Source organism: Epilithonimonas xixisoli, assembly GCF_004365655.1.
In the GTDB taxonomy this organism is placed as follows: Bacteria; Bacteroidota; Bacteroidia; order Flavobacteriales; family Weeksellaceae; genus Epilithonimonas; species Epilithonimonas xixisoli.
Genome location: NZ_SOEO01000001.1, coordinates 1,260,230 through 1,278,650, shown reverse-complemented (window position 1 = coordinate 1,278,650; position 18,421 = coordinate 1,260,230). Strand labels below are relative to the sequence as shown.

The window sequence follows — 18,421 nt, the reverse complement described above, 5'->3', positions numbered from 1 at the left end:
ATTAGATGCAGATATCAACCTTTAAAGTTGCAACTTCCATTGCAGCAATTTGTTTTAGTTCCGTCGTTTTTGCACAACAAAATTTTTCGGTCAGCGGAACCATCAAAGACCAAAAAAATGGTGAGTTACTCATAGGAGTTGCGGTGAAAATTGCAGAAGATCCTACCATTTCAATTTTGGCAAATGAATATGGATTTTACTCCGTTTCGCTTCCGAAAGGTTCATATACATTGATGATTTCCAATCCTGGTTTCAAAGATTTTCAGCAAATTATTACTGTTGAAGATAATCTTAAACTCAATATTTCATTAAGACAAGATGAAGAAGAAGAGAAGACTTCCAACATTGAAGAGGTCGTGATTTCTGCGGTAAAAAAGGACAAGAATCTTTCTACCGCACAAATGGGAACGGAAACTTTAAGCATCAAACAAATCGATAAACTTCCAGTTCTTTTTGGTGAAAAAGATGTAATGAAAACCATTCAGCTTTTGCCCGGGATAAAAAGCAACGGTGAAGGAAGCAGCGGTTTTTCTGTAAGAGGTGGCGCTACAGACCAGAATTTGATTTTGTTAGATGAAGCTCCAGTTTACAACGCATCACATTTACTAGGATTTTTCAGCACTTTTAACAGCGATGCTTTGAAAGATGCGAGTATTATCAAAGGAAACAGTCCCGCTCAATATGGAGGTCGACTTTCTTCCGTTTTGGATGTGAAAATGAAAGACGGTAATAACAAAGATTACAATGTCAACGGAGGAATTGGTTTAATCAGTAGCAGATTAAGTGTTGAAGGTCCGATTCAGAAAGAGAAATCTTCATTTATTATTTCGGGAAGAAGAACTTATGCGGATGTTTTCTTGAAAGCTACGGATGATTTCAAAGACAGCAAATTGTATTTTTATGATTTAAATTTAAAAGCCAATTATCAAATCAATGACAACAACCGTCTTTATCTTTCGGGATATTTCGGAAGAGATGTTTTAGGTCTGGGCGATACTTTTTCTACCGATTGGGGAAATGCCACAGCAACTTTGCGCTGGAACAGCATTATCAGCAGTAAATTATTCTCGAACACATCATTCATTTATAGCAATTACAATTATAATGTTGCATTAAGCAGCAACAACAATACTTTCGGATTAGATTCTGAAATCGAAGACTGGAATTTGAAACAGGATTTCTCCTGGTTTGCCGGAAATAAACATTCGGTTAAATTTGGTTTGCAATCTATTTATCATACAATTACACCAAGCAGTGCAACGGGAACGAGCGTAAGTAGTTTTCCGAGAAATCCAAGATATTCTTGGGAAAATACGATTTACATTAATGATGATTTTAAAGCAACAGAAAAACTGACGATTAATTACGGAGCTAGACTGGCAATGTTTTCGGTTTTGGGAGGCGACACTTTCAATACCTACCAAAATGGAGTTTTAACCGATTCTGAATATCTTGAAAAAGGAAAATTCGGGAAAACTTATGTGAATCTTGAACCAAGAATTACAGCGAATTACAGGATTAATGAAGTTAGCAGTATTAAAGGAGGTTATTCCAGAAATACTCAGAATTTACATTTACTGAGCAACAGCGGAAGCGGAAACCCCACCGACCAGTGGATTGGAAGCAGTTATACCGTAAAACCTGAAATTGCCGACCAGATCAGCGCAGGTTACAGCCGGAACTTTAACAACAATAATTATGAATTGAATGCTGAGATTTATTACAAATCGATGCAAAATCAGATTGATTATAAAAACGGAGCACAAATATCTTTTGATACTGCGGCTGACGTAGAAAGCGAGCTTTTATTCGGAAAGGGAAGAGCTTACGGACTGGAACTCATCGCCAAAAAGAAAAGTGGAAAACTGACGGGATGGATTTCCTATACTTTATCTAAAACTGAAAGACAAATCAACGGCATCAACGATAATGAATGGTATGACGCAAGACAGGACAAAACCCACGATCTCTCGGTGGTGGCAACATATCAGCTGAATCCGAAATGGTCTTTTTCAGGATTATTCCTCTACAGCACAGGAAATGCCGTGACTTTCCCAACCGGAAAATATGAATTGAACGGACAAACGGTTTTCCAATATAGCAACAGAAACGCAGACAGAATGCCGGCTTACCACAGAATGGATTTGAGTGCAACTTATGAACCAGTTTCCAACAAACGTTTCAAAGGTTCTTGGTCATTCGGAATTTACAATGTTTATGGAAGACAAAATGCCTACACGATTACCTTTGAAGATAATCCAAACAATCCGGGAACGACAAGAGCGATGCAAACTTCATTGTTCCGTTGGGTCCCAAACATTACTTATAACTTCAAATTCTAATCTATGAAAAACATATTTTTAATTATATTATCTCTTTTTATAATCACATCCTGCGAGAAAGAAATTGATCTCAATCTGGACGATAAAAGCGGACAAATCGTGATTGAAGCCAACATAACAGATCAGGCTGGTCCGTATTTCGTGAAAATTACCAAATCAGTTGCTTTCACTCAGGCCAATGAATATCCAGCGATCGAAAATGCAACAGTAACATTGACGGACGATCTTGGACAAACAGAAATCCTAGAATACATTGGAAATGGAAATTATCAAACTTCAACGTTCTTGGGACAATCTGGAAGAACTTACACTTTAAAAGTTTTAGCTGAAGGAAAAGAATATCTAGCGCAAAGTAAAATGCCGGAAGCGGTAGAATTTGAAGGCCTGGAGCAGGATTCTTTTATGGTTGGAGGAGAAACGAGTTATACACTTTTACCAGTTTTTACAGATCCGTCGGCGTTGGGAAATCGTTATCTATTCAGTTATAATGTCAACAATCGCACGAAGAAAAACTTCCAGGAATTCTCCGACAATGTTAATAACGGAATGCCAAATCAAAGACCTCTGATACTTCCAAATGATGATGAAGATGGCAGTGTGAAGGTGAAAGTAGGGGACACCATCAATGTAGAAATGCAATGTATTGATGAGAAAGTTTATCTCTTCTATTCGGCTTTGTTGCAACTTTCTGGCGGTGGCGGACCTGGTGGTGGAATTACGCCGACCAATCCGCCAAGTAATATCAGTAATGGTGCTTTAGGTTATTTTTCAGCGCACACAGTACGTTTTAAAACTGCAGTTATTGAATAAACTTCAATCTGCAATAGTGAATGAAAATAATTTAATCGACTTGCTTAATCATTTGCATCACAGTACCGAGATCTTTCAAATCTTTGATTTTGTGTTGGAACATGATCATCACTTTTTCTCTTACTGCAACTGCCAGATGATGGATGGGGCAAGGATTCTCGCTATTGCATTGTCTTAGTCCCAAGAGGCAGTAAGTAAGAGCTTCCTCACCTTCAAAGTTTTCATAGATATCTTTGATGGTTAGGTTTTCAAACTGTTCATCGCTTAGATAGAATCCACCACCTTTTCCTTTTCCAGATGAGATCAACTGTTTTTTGGTAAGCTGTTGTAGGATTTTGGAAGTGAAGGCTGTTGGCGTTTCTATGATTTCTGAAATATCAATAATTCCAATCTTTCTTTTTTCCGTTGCCAGTACAATGCAAGCTTTGATCGCGTATTGACAGGTATTTGAAAATATGAGCATTTATGCAATTTATAGTTGACAAAGATAGCAACTTTGTTAATTAATCTGAAGTTCAGTAATCTTACAAACATACCTCATATTTAAAAATTAAGTCTTTGAAATTTCTTATCGAAGTTTTACCGTTTTTTAATAGATAAAATAAAAGCTATCCTTTTGAGATAGCTTTTTTATTATTTGTACATATTATCGTATAAATCTTGGAATTCTGCCTTGATAGCTTTTCTTTTCAGTTTCAAGGTTGGCGTTAGAAGTCCGTCATCTATCGTCCAGACTTTCGGCGTCAATTCAATTTTCTTGATTTGCTCCCATTTGCCGAGATGTTGATTGATTTTCTCAATTTCTTTTTCAATTCTTGATTTGACTGCTGGGTTTGCTGCAATCTCTTTGTGGGAATCAGAAATTTTTACATTATGTAATTCTGCCCAATTTTTCGCATAAGCAAAATCAGGTTGTACAATTGCACAAGGCATCTTTTCGCCATCACCAACAACCATTATTTGCTCAATGAATTTGGATGCTTTTGCAAGGTTTTCTATCACCTGAGGCGCTACAAATTTCCCGCCAGATGTTTTGAACATTTCTTTTTTTCTATCGGTAATGAAAAGGAAATTATCCTCATCCAAATGCCCAATATCGCCGGTTCGGAAATAGCCATCATCTGTAAAGGCTTCCTTCGTTTTTTCCTCATCTTTATAGTAAGCTTCGAAAACAGAAGGTCCTTTTACTACGATTTCACCATCAGATTCTATCCTTACAGTTACATTTTCCAATGGAATTCCCACAGATCCAGCCTTCACTTTTCCAAAACTGTTGACGGAAATTACAGGCGAAGTTTCCGTCAAGCCATAACCTTCCAAAATTGGAATTCCTGCGGCGTGAAACATCGTGTTCAATCTTTTAGACAAAGCGGCAGAGCCTGAAACCAAAGTAATCAAATTTCCACCCAAACCTTCTCTCCATTTTTTGAAAACGATTTTATCTACAATGGTGTGCATGAAAGATTTTGGTTGTCCAATTTCGTATTTCTCTGCAATTCCGATAGACCAAAGGAAGATTTTAGCTTTCAATCCACCTGCAGCAGTACCTTTGTTGTAGATAGAGTCATAAACTTTTTCTACCAATCTTGGAACCACAGTCATATAATGTGGGTGAACTTCTTTCACGTTTTCCCCAATTTTTTCGATGCTTTCTGCAAAATAAATAGAAATTCCGTTGCTCATATAAAGATAGAAAAGCATTCTTTCAAAAACGTGGCAGATTGGAAGGAAACTAAGTGCTTTTAACTCTTTGTAATCCAGGCTTTTATCTTTTGGAACTCTTGGGTTACTGGCTGTAACGTTTGCCACAAGATTTCTATGCGTCAATTGAACGCCTTTTGGTTTTCCTGTGGTTCCGGAAGTGTAGATGATGGTTGCCAAATCTTCAGGATTGATCGCCTTTGCAAGATCCTCTACCTCATTCTGTGTAGATTCGTTTTCTCCGAGATCCAGGATTTCGTTCCAGTTGGGAGCACCATCTATTTCATCAAAAGTAAAAATACCTACAAGAGAAGGAATGTTTGGTTTTGCATTCTTCAGCTTTTTATACAAATCTGCGTCAGAAACAAAACAATATTTAATTTCAGAATTATTGAAAATGTAAATGTAATCTTCCTCAGAAATCGTAGGATAAACAGGAACCGTTACCACACCAATTTGAGAAATTCCCAGATCCATAATTCCCCATTCTGTTCTGTTGTTGGAAGTGATGAGTCCAATTTTGTCGCCAGGTTTGATGCCCAGTTTCAAAAGTCCGCGGGATATTTTGTTACCTTGGTTGATGAATTCTGCTGTAGAAGTTTTGATCCAAGTTCCATTTTTTTTGGTAACAAGACAATCTTCGTTAGGGAATTTTTCCAAAGCGAGTTTAGAAAAATCAAATATTCTTTTAATATTCATATAATATGCTTATTAATATATTATTAAATTTAGGTTTACATTATCGTAAATATAATTTTTTTTTCTCAAATGACAAAATGTTATAAATTACTTTGAATATTTCTCAAAAAGTGTATTTTTACGGAGGAACAAAATATAAAAAAGAGATATGGATTTCAATTTAACAGAAGAACAACAGATGATCCAGCAGGCTGCAAGAGATTTTGCGCAGGCAGAACTTTTAGAAGGCGTCATAGAAAGAGATAATGAACAGAAATTTCCTTACGATGCTGTCAAAAAGATGGGCGAAATGGGATTTCTAGGTATGATGGTAGATCCGAAATACGGTGGCGCTGGATTGGATAGTGTTTCTTATGTTTTGGCAATGGAAGAAATTGCGAAAATCGATGCTTCTGCAGCTGTTGTAATGTCCGTAAATAACTCTTTGGTTTGTGCGGGTTTAGAAAAATTCTGTAATGAGGAGCAAAAAATGAAATATCTGAAACCCCTTGCAAGTGGAGAAGTAATCGGAGCTTTTGCCTTGTCCGAGCCGGAAGCTGGGTCAGATGCAACTTCGCAATCTACAACGGCGGAGGATAAAGGAGATTATTATTTGCTTAATGGAACCAAAAACTGGATTACAAACGGTGGAAATGCGACTTATTACATTGTAATTGCTCAGACAGATCCGGAAAAAAAGCACAAAGGAATCAACGCTTTCATTGTAGAAAAAGGGTGGGAAGGATTTGTTGTAGGTAAAAAAGAAGATAAATTAGGAATCCGTGGAAGTGACACGCATTCTCTGATGTTTACGGATGTGAAAGTGCCTAAGGAAAACAGAATCGGAGAAGACGGATTTGGTTTTGCATTTGCGATGGCAGTTTTGAATGGCGGTAGAATCGGAATTGCTTCTCAGGCTTTGGGAATTGCTTCTGGTGCTTACGAATTGTCACTTAAATATGCGAAGGAAAGAAAATCTTTCGGAACAGAAATCATCAATCATCAGGCAATTGCTTTCAAATTGGCAGATATGCACGTGAACATTATGGCAGCGAGAATGCTAATTTATAAAGCGGCGGCTGAAAAAGATGAAGGTAAAGACATCTCAGAAAGTGGAGCGATGGCAAAATTGTATGCATCTCAAGTGGCGATGGATACAACTATTGAAGCCGTTCAAATTCACGGCGGATATGGTTATGTGAAAGAATATCACGTGGAAAGAATGATGCGTGATGCAAAGATTACTCAAATCTACGAAGGAACTTCCGAGATTCAGAAGATTGTGATTTCCAGAGCGATTTCAAAAAAATAATTGTTTATTTTTATTAAATAAAATTTAGCCTTTCATTTTTGGAAGGCTTTTTTGTTGATTTGAAATAAAAGTTGTTATAACATTCTTCGAATTGCTAAATTTGTTTTTAAAATCAATAATCATTTATCGCTCATCATTTATAATCAGATGTCGGAATTAAAGAAAATCAGGGAAAAACAAAATCTAACTCAGGAAGAATTGGCTGAAAAATCAGGACTTTCTGTGAGAACAATTCAACGCATAGAAGCTGGAACAGAACCAAAAGGTTACACGCTGAGAACTTTGGCTTCAACGCTTGAAGTTTCTGAAAAAGATTTATTAATCACAGATATTCCAACTGAAGAAATAATAATTGATTCCCCAATTTTGATGGATGAAATTGAAACTCAACAAGCAATTTCAACGATAGAAAATGAAGAAATTTTTAATTCTACTTTAATCAAAATTATCAACCTTTCTTCGCTTCCATTGGCGTGGTTTCCGATTGCGAATTTTTTACCGCCTTTGTTGATTATGATTTTCACGAAAGATAAATCACCAATCGTCAAACAAATCATTTCACTCCAAATATTTTTAGCGATTATTTCTCCTATTATTTTTCTGATCGTAGCTTTTTTTAAACTCGGTTCAGCGTCGGTAATGATAACCTTAGTTGGCCTAACGCTACTAAATATTTTTATTATTCTGAGAAATGCTTATGAAATTGATAAAAACAAAGAGCTTCGTTACAAGCTGAATTTCAATATGATATAAATCTGTCAGTTGATTGTCGGGTTTTTGTCGGGCTGTTTTTTTGAATTGAAATCAATTAATTCTGAATCTTTGTCAAAAATTAAAACAATGACAAAACAGCTCGGAATCATCTTCTTGATTTTCTTTCTTTCTATTGGAAACTTTAAGGCTCAAATCGATAAAAATTCACCATTATTTTTAGAATTAAAAAAACAAGACAGTCTGTTTTTCGAACGTGGTTTTAATAATTGCGACATCGCTTATCTGGAAAAAACGATGGATGATCATTTGAAATTTTATCACGACAATGGCGGTTTTCAGGACAAGAAATTATTCTTAGAAAGAACCAAACAAAACATCTGCGGAAACCCAAATCAAAAGCCAATTCGCAAAGTGATCGAAAATAGTCTGGAAGTTTTTCCTCTATACAACAATGGCGAATTGTACGGCGCGATTCAAACTGGGGAACATCAATTTTTTATCCGAGAAAAAGGCAAAGAAGACGCTTTGGGTGGACAAGCAAAATTCACTTCGGTTTGAACAAAGAAGAACGAAAATTGGATGATGAGCGACGTTCTGAGCTACAACCACGGTGAACCAAATAAAACAAAAATCACAGATGATTTAGAACAATTATTGAAAGACAACAACATTCCGACTTTGGGATTAGGCGTCATCGAAGATGGGAAATTGACACAAATAAAAGTTTATGGAAAATTGAATGATAAAACTTCAGCTTCCTACAACTCGCTTTTCAATGTCGCATCATTAACAAAACCTGTAACGGCAATGACGGTTCTACGCTTGGTAAGCCTCGGAAAATGGAATCTCGATGAACCGCTTTACAAATATTTCACAGACCCAGATATTGCCAAAGATTCTCGCCATAAAAAACTGACAACAAGAATGATTTTAAGCCATCAAACCGGCTTCCCAAATTGGCGATGGATGCATAACGATAATAAATTGAACTTCGAATTTGAGCCTGGAACAAAGTACCAATATTCGGGCGAAGGTTTTGAATATTTAAGGAAAGCAATTGAGAAAAAATTCAATAAAACCTTAGAAGAATTGGCTAAAGAATACGTTTTTCAACCGTTGGGAATGAATGATACAAGTTACATTTGGAATGCAAAAAAACAAGCGGACAGAATTGTAATAGGCTATGATAAAAATGGGAAACCTTATGATATTGTCAAAAATAAAACAGCAAGTGCAGCTGATGATTTGATGACTTCTGTAGAAGATTACAGTCAATTTTTGATTGCCGTAATGAAGAACGAATTGCTTTCTCCAGATGTTTTCGAAACAATGAAAACCAAACAAGTAAAATCCAAAGAGAACAAGTATTTTGGGCTCGGATTTGAAATCTATGATTTGGGAAATGACGAAATCGCTTTATCACACGGCGGTGCGGACAAAGGCGTTAATACATTTGCAATCATTTTACCGAAAACAAAACAAGGTCTTGTGATCTTCACCAATGTGGATGACGGTTATAAAATTTATGAATCGATTATGAATCAATATTTGGGGGAGAAAGGGAAGAGAATTGTAGAAATTGAAACGAAATAAATTTTGGTGATAATTACAGTTAATAAAATTTAACTGTAATTATTTTTGTTACATTTGAAAATTGTTTTAAATTTGCATCATTATGAGCAACACAAGATTTGCAACAGCCATCCATATCATGACAATACTTGCGAAAAATCCGCAGGCATTTTTGACGTCTGATTGGTTAGCTGGAAGCATCAATGTGAATCCTGTGATCGTTCGTAAAGAATTGATTAATCTGAAAAAATCCGGACTGGTAGAGAGCAGACAGGGAAAAGATGGAGGCGTGAGAATTGGTAAAGATGCTGAGAATATCAATGTGGCAGAAATCTACGAAGCCATCAAAAACTCAGAAGTTCTTGGTAAGAAAAACCTAAATCCGAATCCACTTTGCAGTGTCGGGAAGGACATTAATGAAAATCTGAATCAATTATTTTCTGAAACCGATGATTTGGTTTTTCAATTTTTGAAGGATAAGAAATTGTCAGATTTTACCAATCAATTCGATTAAAAAATTTTAGTTCAAAATGTAACAAATTGTATTACAATTAATTTTAATTAATAAAAAATGAAAAAAGTAGCAGTAATCGGAGCAACAGGCTTCGTAGGAAAACAAGTTGTAAACGAATTGGTGAACCGAGGTTATGCAGTAAATGCCATCGCAAGAGACAGTTCAAAAGTGGAGGTGAAGGATAACGTAAACGCAATCAGCGCAGACGTGAACAATGTAGAAGAATTGGCAAAAGTTCTTGAAGGAAATGATGCGGTAATCAACACTTTCAACCCAGGATGGACAAACCCGAATCTTTATGATGACTTTTTGAACGGTTCTAGAAACATCGAGAAAGCAGTTGAAAAATCTGGCGTTAAGAGATTTATCACTGTGGGTGGCGCAGGAAGTTTGTTCATTGATGGAAAACAGTTGGTTGACGGGCCAGATTTTCCGGCAGACATCAAACCAGGTGCAACGGCCGCAAGAGATTATCTGAACGAAATCAAGAAAAATGAAACTTTGGATTGGACTTTCTTTTCTCCAGCCATCGAGATGCATCCGGGAACGGCTGGCGTGAGAGTTGGAACTTACAGAACGGCTTTGGAAAATCCAGTTTTCAACGAAGAGGGAAGAAGCATCCTTTCTGTAGAAGATGTTGCGGTCGCTTTGGTTGATGAGTTGGAGCAGAACAATTTTGTGAAACAACGTTTTACAGCCGCTTATTAATTATTAAACCAAAAATAAACCCCTTCAAAGTTTAAAACTCTGAAGGGGTTTTCTATTAAGATGACAAAAGTCTTTTATCTTTTATCAATTTTCTAAAAGTCTAAAAAAGACTATTTCTCAAAAACCAAGTATCCGTAAGCATCCAGTTTTACATCAGAACCTTTTGCAAATTCTGCTTTAGCTTTGGAGAAAACATTTTTATAACTTCCGACAGAATGGTCATCTTCCAATTTGAAATTGATGGCATCTTTGCTTGTATTAATCAAAACCAAAACCTCTTTGTCTCCATTTTTTCTCAGATAAGCAAGAACTTTATCGTTTGCTGTGGTATTAATCCAAAAAGTTGTAACCGCAGGATCTCCACCTCTCAGAGCTGGGTTTTCTGATTTCAGAGTCAATAGCGTTTTGTAGAAATCTTCCAACTCAAATTTCCCGTTCCAAGGAATTGGATCTTTCTCGAAGAACTCCAAACGTTTTGTTTTCATTGGTAATTCTTGTCCATTGTAAAGCAAAGGAACACCGTTCCAAGTCGCAGAGAAAACGGCTAAAGCTGGTGCGAAGTCTCCATATTTTTCATATTCTGTTCCGTTCCAAGAGTTTTCGTCGTGATTGCTCGTAAACCAAGCTCTCATTGAGTTATCTCCAATTTTTGAATATTGTTCCAAAAGATTTTTCAGGTCAGAAAGTGGCAATTGTTTTTGATAGAAATCTTTGCTTAGGTGCATCCATTTCCAGCTGTAACTCGCATCAAAAACTTTCCCGTATTCAGGGTTTTCCAATTCGTCAAACTCACCGATGAAGAAAAGCGGTTTCAGTTTTTCAACCTCAGGTCTTGCCTGTTGCCAGAAATCGACTTCTACCCAGCTCGCCAAGTCGCAACGGAAACCGTCGATATTGGTTTCTTTCACCCAATATTTCATCGCTTCGATCATTTCCAGACGCATTTCTTTGTTGGTAAAATCCAATTCGATAATGTCATCCATTCCGCTGGCTTTGTGGAAACTTCCGTCCGCATCTTTCAAATAATATTCTGGGTGAGATTTGGTCCAGACGTGATCCCAGCCTGTGTGATTGGCTACCCAGTCTATGATGACATTGAAACCCATTTTGTGAGCCTCATCTACCAGATGTTTGAAATCTTCCAAAGTTCCAAACTCGGGATTGATAGAGGTGTAGTCGTAAGCCGCATATTGGCTTCCCATACTTCCTTTTTTGTTCAGTTGTGCAATAGGCGTGATGGGCATAAACCACAATGTCTTCACACCCATTTTCTTAAGTCTTGGCAAGTGTTTTTCGAAAGCGTTAAACGTGCCTTCGGGCGTGTACTGTCTTACATTGACTTCATAGATATTGGTAGTGCGTTTCCATTCTTGTGGGTTTTCCATAGTTTGATTCTGAGTTTTGCAGGATAATAATAAAGCGGCGATTGCCGGGATAAGAATGAGTTTTTTCATTATAAAAAATTTCTCTTAAGGTTGTGAATTGTCTATTCTGTAAATGTAATAAAAATAAAAAAAGCGGGAAAATCGGAGTTTGTTAATGTTTGGTAAATGTGAGAAACAGCATTACTGTTCTAATTGAAATTTTTAAGGTTAAGTTGATGATCTATTGATATTTTAAATATATTTGTTTTACACACAAATGATATTAAGATGATTTCTCAAACACCTTTCTGCCTTTCTTTGGTAGCCATTTCACATCCGCAATTGCGCTTTTTTAAATTGAACCGACTCCAATGTCATCCCGTCTGTATGTAATCTGGGGATGATGTGAAGCGCCAGTTAGACGGGGTAATTATTGAATATTATTTGGTGTGTGTCAATTTACAATTCAATATTAATTTAAAAAACAAAAACAAAATGGCTTTAGAAAATTTAATTAGTGTAGAGTTTACAAGAGCTGAACTTACACAACTAGACGATGCCCTTAGCACAATCGAAAATGTTTTGAGAGGCAAAACCATCAACCTCACGCCTGAACAGAGACAGCAATATGGTAGTATCGCCGAGCAAAACAAACTCTTTGTCAACAAAGCCAAAGGGTACATGGAGCAGTACACGCAGTATGTTCCGCCGTTCTTGGACAAGGCAGAGTATGACAAAGATTATGATGCAAGACAACAGATGGAAAGCCGAATGCAAAGGCTGAACTCGCTGACCGAGCAATTCTCTGACACCAAGATTCTGCTGGATTTTGACAATTACCATAACTCCATCACCTTCTACCGCAATATCAAATTTTTGTCCGGAGAGAATATGCCTGGAACTACGGTAGTCTATGAAGATATGAAACAGTTCTTTACTGCTGGAGCGCCCATCAGTCCGCCCAATACGGACGTTGACAAAACCTCATAGGGGTGGTTCGGGAGGGGGTATCCCACCTTCCGAAATGCCTACAGCAGGTTGGGGAAGTGTCGACAACAGGTGGTGCAAGTATCCGCAGGCACTTGCATAAGTGTCCATACCCATTTACCTAAGTGCCAATAGGCTATTAATGACTGCCTGCGACCACCTAGCCAAGTACCTGCTGGCACTTGACCAACCTGTGATGGACACTATGATAACCACCTTTAGCCACTTCCGAAGTGGGTGAGGGTGGTTTTTAAATAGCTAAATTGTCATATCTAGAAAATCATAATTGCCTCTTAGAGGCAATCTGTTAATAGAAATAATTATTGTAACATAATCATAGCTCTGTAGTGTAATATTAGAAAATCCAAAATGCCTCCTAGAGGCAATCTGTTAATAGAAATAATTATTGTAATCACAATCATAGCTCCGTAGGAGCGACCTAAAATCACAAAATAATGGCAAACACCTACACCCAAATTTACATTCAAATCGTTTTTGCAGTTAAAGGAAGACAAAACCTTATTCCAAAACAACATCGCAAGGAATTGCATCAATTTATTAATGGAATTGTTTCCAACAGAGGTCAGAAATTGTTCGCCATTTTTGCAATGCCAGACCACGTACATCTGCTTGTGAGCATTGGTCCAAATGTTTTGATTTCAGATTTGGTTAGAGATATTAAAGCAGGCTCATCTAAGTTTATTAATGATAAAAGTTGGATAATGGGTAAGTTCAATTGGCAGGAAGGTTACGGTGCATTTTCCTATTCCAAGAGTAGTATAAATTCCGTTGTGCAATATATTTTGAATCAAGAAGAGCATCATCAAAAGAAAACCTTTAAAGAAGAATATTTAGATTTTCTGAATAAATTTGAAATCGATTATGATGAAAAATATGTGTTCGAATGGATTGAATAAGATTTGTATGTAAGAAACAATTGTAAAGGGATGTGATTAACAGGTCGCTCTTACGGAGCTAGGTTTGACACTAATACTGGTTCTATTAACAGATTACCTCCACGAGGTATTTTCAAATCACAGCCTCGTAGAGGCATACTGTTAATAGAACCAAATAAAGAACATAAGCGAAGCTCCGTAGGAGCGACCTGTTAAAATCCCTCGCTGGCGCGAGCTTCTAGCTCGTGCCTATTAATATAAAACACGAGCTAGAAGCTCGCGCTAGCGGTGCACCGTAGGAGCGACCTGTTAAAATCTCACCATAAACATATTTCATTTAAACTATGAAATATATTAATTCTTACCAAACCCAAAACAATCCTTATCTTTGGCTATCAGGCTAAAAAACAATGCTAATGAGTTCGGAACTAAGGAAACATTTTGAGGAATTAATACCATTGTCAGACGATGAGTTTGCAACGATCGCTTCTTGTTTTAAATTGAGAAAACTGAAGAAACACCAATATCTGATTCAGGAGAACGAACCTATTACTAACATTTACTTTGTTACCAAAGGCCTGCTGAAAGCCTCTTACATAGATACCCACGGCAAAGAACACATTATTCAGTTTGCGATGGAAAATTGGTGGATTTCGGATTTTCAGGCATTTTATACGGGCGTTCCATCGGTCACAAGCATCCATTGTCTGGAAGATGTGGAGCTGTACACCCTTTCAAAAGATGATTTGGAAAAGATCTGTCTGGAGAACCACAAGGTGGAACATTTTTTCAGAATCAAAAACAGTTTGGGTTATGTGGCTTTGCAGAAAAGAATTCTGTCTTTGCTTACCACCGATGCCAAAGAGCGGTTTGAGCAATTCTCCATCCAATATCCAACTCTTACACAGCGCGTTCCTAAAACCATCATCGCATCCTATCTCGGGGTTTCCAGAGAGACTTTGAGCCGTATCACAAGAAAATAGTGATTTGTGTCACTGTAATTTTGTGACTTATGTCCTGTGTTTTTGATGTTGATTGGTTCAATTTTGTCTTATCAAATTAAAAAATCATTGATATGAACAAAAAAATATTAATCGTGCTTACGAGCCACGAAGATTTAGGAAACACAGGTAAGAAAACAGGGTTTTGGACAGAAGAATTGGCGGCGCCATATTATGCGTTAGTTGACCAAGGTGCAGAAATCACATTGGCATCTCCAAAAGGTGGACAGCCACCCATCGATCCAAAAAGTGAAGACCCAACAGCACAGACCGATGCAACACGCAGAATGGCTGAGGACAAAGATTTGTTGGCGCAATTGAGCAATACCAAAAAACTATCGGAAGTCAACCCTGCAGAATATGATGCCGTTTTCTATCCCGGCGGTCACGGACCTCTTTGGGATTTGGCAGAAGATGCGATTTCTCAGCAATTGATCGTAGATTTTTACAAAGCTGAGAAACCTGTCGCATTTGTATGCCACGCGCCGGGTGTTTTGAGACACGTGAAAATCGATGGAGAATATCTCGTAAATGGCAAAAACGTAACTGGTTTTACCAATAGCGAAGAGGATGCTGTACAATTGACTGACATTGTTCCGTTCCTTGTAGAAGATATGCTGAAAGAGAATGGCGGCAACTACAGCAAAATAGAGGACTGGAGTCCATACGCTGTGGTAGATGGCAAACTGATTACCGGACAAAACCCTGCTTCATCCGAAAAAGTAGCGGAGGAGTTGTTGAAGATGTTGTAAGATTTCAGATCATAAGAATAAAAAAGCACAGACAAAAATCTGTGCTTTTCTTTTTTTTATATCAAAGTAACAAACCCCATTTCTTTGTGACTAATGAAATGTTGCGTAAATTACGCCTCAGAAAAAATAAAAAAATAAATATATATGAAGAAAATTCTAATTTCAATTTCACTTTTATTTATGATGAATGCAATGGCACAGAAATTTGAAACAAAAAATCAAACTGATAGTCAAGGTTACAGCTACGAAACGGTAGTAAATGACAAATCGGGCGTGAGAATCTACACCCTGAAAAACGGACTGAAAGTCTATCTAGCCAAAAATGATGACGCTCCCAGAATCCAGACTTACATCCCTGTAAGAACAGGATCCAACAACGATCCTAGCGACAATACAGGATTGGCGCACTACTTAGAGCATATGGTTTTCAAAGGAACTTCCAAATTGGGAACCAGCGATTGGGCAAAGGAAAAAACTTACCTGACGCAGATCTCTGACCTTTATGAGCAACACAAAGCAGAGAAAGATCCTGAAAAGAAAAAAGCATTGTACAAAAAGATTGATGAGGTGTCTTTGGAAGCGTCTAAATATACAATCGCCAATGAGTATGATAAAGCCATCTCTTCTCTTGGAGCCACAGGAACCAACGCCCACACTTGGTTGGACGAGACGGTTTACAAAAACAACATCCCATCCAACGAGTTGGAAAAATGGCTGAAGGTTGAAAAAGAACGTTTCTCAGAATTGGTTTTGAGATTGTTCCACACAGAATTGGAGGCTGTTTATGAAGAGTTCAACCGTGCGCAGGACAACGACGGTAGATTGGTAAACTATGCAATGATGGAAGCACTTTTCCCGAAACATCCAAACGGTCAGCAGACAACGATCGGAACTTCGGAGCATTTGAAAAGCCCATCTATGGTAGCGATTCACAAATATTTTGATACTTACTATGTGCCTAATAATATGGCGGTAGTTTTGGTTGGAGATTTGGATTTTGATAAGACTATTAAAATGGTAGATCAGTACTTCGGAACGTTCAAGTACAAAGAATTGCCGATGAAGAAAATGGTTTCTGAAGAGCCAATGACAAAAGTGGTTTCCAGAACTGTGAAAAGCCCATCTACACCAAGAATGACAATGGCGTGGAGAACGGATTCCAACGGAACTCAGGAAGCAAGATTAGCAGACGTGGTTGCTGAAATATTGAGCAACAGTGGTGATGCAGGCTTGATAGACCTTAACATCAATCAAAAACAAAAAACCTTGGGTGCTGGTGCTTATGAATCGCCTTTCAAAACTTATGGTGCATTTGTTTTAAGCGTTGTGCCAAAAGAGGGGCAAAGCTTTGATGAAGCTAAAAAGTTATTATTAGATCAAATTGACCTTGTTAAAAAAGGACAATTCCCAAATTGGATGTTAAATGCTATCGTGAACGACCTGAAAGTTCAGAGAATGAAACGTTGGGAAACTGCTGACGGATTGGCGACAACTTTATATTCAACTTACATTGGAAACAGAACTTGGGAGCAAGAATTGGATGAGGTAAACCAATACGAAGCCATTACAAAAGCGGATGTTGTGAAATTTGCTAATGAGTTTTTCAAAGAAAATTACGTGGTTGTTTACAAAGAAAAAGGCGTGAATGACAAATTGGTGCGTGTAGAAAATCCAGGAATTACGCCAATCAAACTGAACAGAGACGCACAATCGCCTTTCTTAAAGGAAATCATCAATACAAAATCTTCTGATATCAAGCCAGAATTTATTGATTTCAAAAAAGCTATTTCAACTTCTACAATCAAAGACAAAAAAGTAAGCTTCATCAAGAATAAATACAATGAAGTGGCTCAAGTTAATTATGTTTTCCCATTCGGGACAGATAATGACAAAGAATTGGCACTTGGTGTAACGGTTCTTCAATATCTTGGAACAGACAAATACACGCCGGAGCAATTGAAGGAAGAATTCTACAAATTAGGAATTACCAACAATTTCCGTACGTCAAATGATCAAATGATCATCGCTCTTAGCGGTTTGGAAAGCAATATGCAAAAAGGGGTAGAGCTGATGAACCACTGGATCAACAATGTAAAAGCGGACAAAGGCATCTACGATCAAACTGTGAAAACACTTTTGGAATCCAGAGATGTTGCGAAAAAAGACAAAAACAGAATTATGGCCGCTTTGGCAAACTATGCTAAATACGGGAAAGAATCCAGAATGACGGATGTGATTTCCAAAGAGCGTTTGCAAAGCATCAATGTAAATGAGTTGATGTCAAAAATCAAAACTTTGAATGAGTATCCTTACGAAGTTTTCTTGTATGGTGTAGATCAAAAAGGTCTTGAGAAAGCCATCAAACCATACGTTGTGAACACAAAACTTCAGCCTGCAAAAGCTAAGGATTATCCAGAATTGGCAACCAATGGCAAAGTATTTTTTACCAACTATGATATGGTGCAAATGGAAATGTCCAAAGTGGCAAAAGCTGGAAATGTAAACCTTTCTAACTTCGGAAAAGCGAGTGTTTTCAATGAATATTTTGGACGTGGATTGTCTTCTATCGTGTTCCAGGAAATCCGTGAGAGCAAGTCTTTGGCTTATTCAGCTTATGTTTCTTATGCAAATGCAACTGAGAAAAACAAACCGAACTATGTGACCAATTACATCGGTACACAATCCAACAAATTGCCTGCAGCTGTATCTGCAATGACAGATTTGATGGCAGAATTGCCACAGATTCCGGCTCAGTTCGAGAATGCAAAAGGATCTGCACTTAAGCAAATTGCGTCTAACAGAATCAACAGAACTACGATTTTCTATAATCAATTGTCACTTAAGAAATTGGGTGTAGATTATGACATTAGAAAAGACGTTTACGCTGAGATTGAAAAACTGACATTACCACAATTGACTTCTTTCTACAATACCGAGATTAAGCCGTTGTCTTACAACACAGCCATTATCGGGAAAAAAGAAAACCTGAATATGGAATCCATCAACAAAATGGGAACTTTCACAGAGGTAAGTCTGGAAGAGATTTTCGGATATTAATCTTAATTGATTT

The 18,421-nt window shown here is 37.4% G+C and carries 16 protein-coding genes; 13 read left to right on the top strand and 3 right to left on the bottom strand.

What is annotated here, in order from left to right; all coding sequences use genetic code 11:
- Positions 1–5: 5 nt before the first annotated feature.
- Positions 6–2,342: a TonB-dependent receptor gene (locus B0I22_RS05825; RefSeq protein ID WP_133943700.1), complete on the top strand. Its 2,337-nt coding sequence runs from the start codon at positions 6–8 to the stop codon at positions 2,340–2,342.
- Positions 2,343–2,345: 3 nt separating this feature from the next.
- Complete coding sequence (locus B0I22_RS05820) at positions 2,346–3,152, top strand: DUF4249 domain-containing protein (protein ID WP_133943699.1); 807 nt, start codon at positions 2,346–2,348, stop codon at positions 3,150–3,152.
- Positions 3,153–3,183: 31 nt separating this feature from the next.
- On the opposite strand, the gene B0I22_RS05815 is transcribed toward B0I22_RS05820, so the two are convergent.
- Positions 3,184–3,615 (bottom strand): Rrf2 family transcriptional regulator, encoded by a 432-nt coding sequence (locus B0I22_RS05815; RefSeq protein ID WP_133943698.1) that lies wholly within the window; start codon positions 3,613–3,615, stop codon positions 3,184–3,186.
- Between the two features lie 170 nt (positions 3,616–3,785).
- Positions 3,786–5,552: an AMP-dependent synthetase/ligase gene (locus B0I22_RS05810; RefSeq protein ID WP_133943697.1), complete on the bottom strand. Its 1,767-nt coding sequence runs from the start codon at positions 5,550–5,552 to the stop codon at positions 3,786–3,788.
- Between the two features lie 148 nt (positions 5,553–5,700).
- Here B0I22_RS05810 and B0I22_RS05805 point away from each other — a divergent pair, with 148 nt between their 5' ends.
- The 6 genes from B0I22_RS05805 to B0I22_RS05785 all read left to right on the top strand — a co-directional run bounded on the left by B0I22_RS05805 (position 5,701) and on the right by B0I22_RS05785 (position 10,351).
- Positions 5,701–6,843 carry an acyl-CoA dehydrogenase family protein gene (locus B0I22_RS05805; protein ID WP_133943696.1) on the top strand — a complete coding sequence of 381 codons (1,143 nt, stop codon included), beginning with the start codon at positions 5,701–5,703 and terminating at the stop codon, positions 6,841–6,843.
- 147 nt (positions 6,844–6,990) lie between these two features.
- The gene (locus B0I22_RS05800) at positions 6,991–7,596 is read left to right on the top strand and encodes a helix-turn-helix domain-containing protein (protein ID WP_133943695.1); all 606 of its coding nucleotides are present in this window, start codon (positions 6,991–6,993) and stop codon (positions 7,594–7,596) included.
- An 87-nt stretch (positions 7,597–7,683) separates the two neighbouring features.
- On the top strand, positions 7,684–8,115 hold the full coding sequence (locus B0I22_RS16330; RefSeq protein ID WP_246022150.1) for a nuclear transport factor 2 family protein: 432 nt from the start codon (positions 7,684–7,686) through the stop codon (positions 8,113–8,115).
- Positions 8,116–8,139: 24 nt separating this feature from the next.
- The gene (locus tag B0I22_RS05795; protein WP_246022149.1) at positions 8,140–9,150 is read left to right on the top strand and encodes a serine hydrolase domain-containing protein; all 1,011 of its coding nucleotides are present in this window, start codon (positions 8,140–8,142) and stop codon (positions 9,148–9,150) included.
- Between the two features lie 82 nt (positions 9,151–9,232).
- Positions 9,233–9,643: an Rrf2 family transcriptional regulator gene (locus B0I22_RS05790; RefSeq protein WP_133943694.1), complete on the top strand. Its 411-nt coding sequence runs from the start codon at positions 9,233–9,235 to the stop codon at positions 9,641–9,643.
- 57 nt (positions 9,644–9,700) lie between these two features.
- Positions 9,701–10,351: an NAD(P)-dependent oxidoreductase gene (locus B0I22_RS05785; protein ID WP_133943693.1), complete on the top strand. Its 651-nt coding sequence runs from the start codon at positions 9,701–9,703 to the stop codon at positions 10,349–10,351.
- Positions 10,352–10,461: 110 nt separating this feature from the next.
- Here the strand turns inward: B0I22_RS05785 and B0I22_RS05780 are convergent, their stop codons facing one another.
- Positions 10,462–11,805 carry an alpha-amylase family glycosyl hydrolase gene (locus B0I22_RS05780; protein WP_133943692.1) on the bottom strand — a complete coding sequence of 448 codons (1,344 nt, stop codon included), beginning with the start codon at positions 11,803–11,805 and terminating at the stop codon, positions 10,462–10,464.
- Positions 11,806–12,210: 405 nt separating this feature from the next.
- Here B0I22_RS05780 and B0I22_RS05775 point away from each other — a divergent pair, with 405 nt between their 5' ends.
- The 5 genes from B0I22_RS05775 (at position 12,211) to B0I22_RS05755 (ending at position 18,408) form a co-directional block, all read left to right on the top strand.
- Positions 12,211–12,705: a hypothetical protein gene (locus tag B0I22_RS05775; protein WP_133943691.1), complete on the top strand. Its 495-nt coding sequence runs from the start codon at positions 12,211–12,213 to the stop codon at positions 12,703–12,705.
- Positions 12,706–13,157: 452 nt separating this feature from the next.
- Positions 13,158–13,619: an IS200/IS605 family transposase gene (tnpA, locus tag B0I22_RS05770; protein ID WP_133943690.1), complete on the top strand. Its 462-nt coding sequence runs from the start codon at positions 13,158–13,160 to the stop codon at positions 13,617–13,619.
- Between the two features lie 395 nt (positions 13,620–14,014).
- Positions 14,015–14,581 carry a Crp/Fnr family transcriptional regulator gene (locus B0I22_RS05765; RefSeq protein WP_133943689.1) on the top strand — a complete coding sequence of 189 codons (567 nt, stop codon included), beginning with the start codon at positions 14,015–14,017 and terminating at the stop codon, positions 14,579–14,581.
- A 92-nt stretch (positions 14,582–14,673) separates the two neighbouring features.
- Positions 14,674–15,351, top strand: a complete 678-nt coding sequence (locus B0I22_RS05760; RefSeq protein WP_133943688.1) for a type 1 glutamine amidotransferase domain-containing protein — start codon at positions 14,674–14,676, stop codon at positions 15,349–15,351.
- Between the two features lie 144 nt (positions 15,352–15,495).
- The gene (locus B0I22_RS05755) at positions 15,496–18,408 is read left to right on the top strand and encodes a M16 family metallopeptidase (RefSeq protein ID WP_133943687.1); all 2,913 of its coding nucleotides are present in this window, start codon (positions 15,496–15,498) and stop codon (positions 18,406–18,408) included.
- The last annotated feature ends 13 nt before the right edge of the window (positions 18,409–18,421 follow it).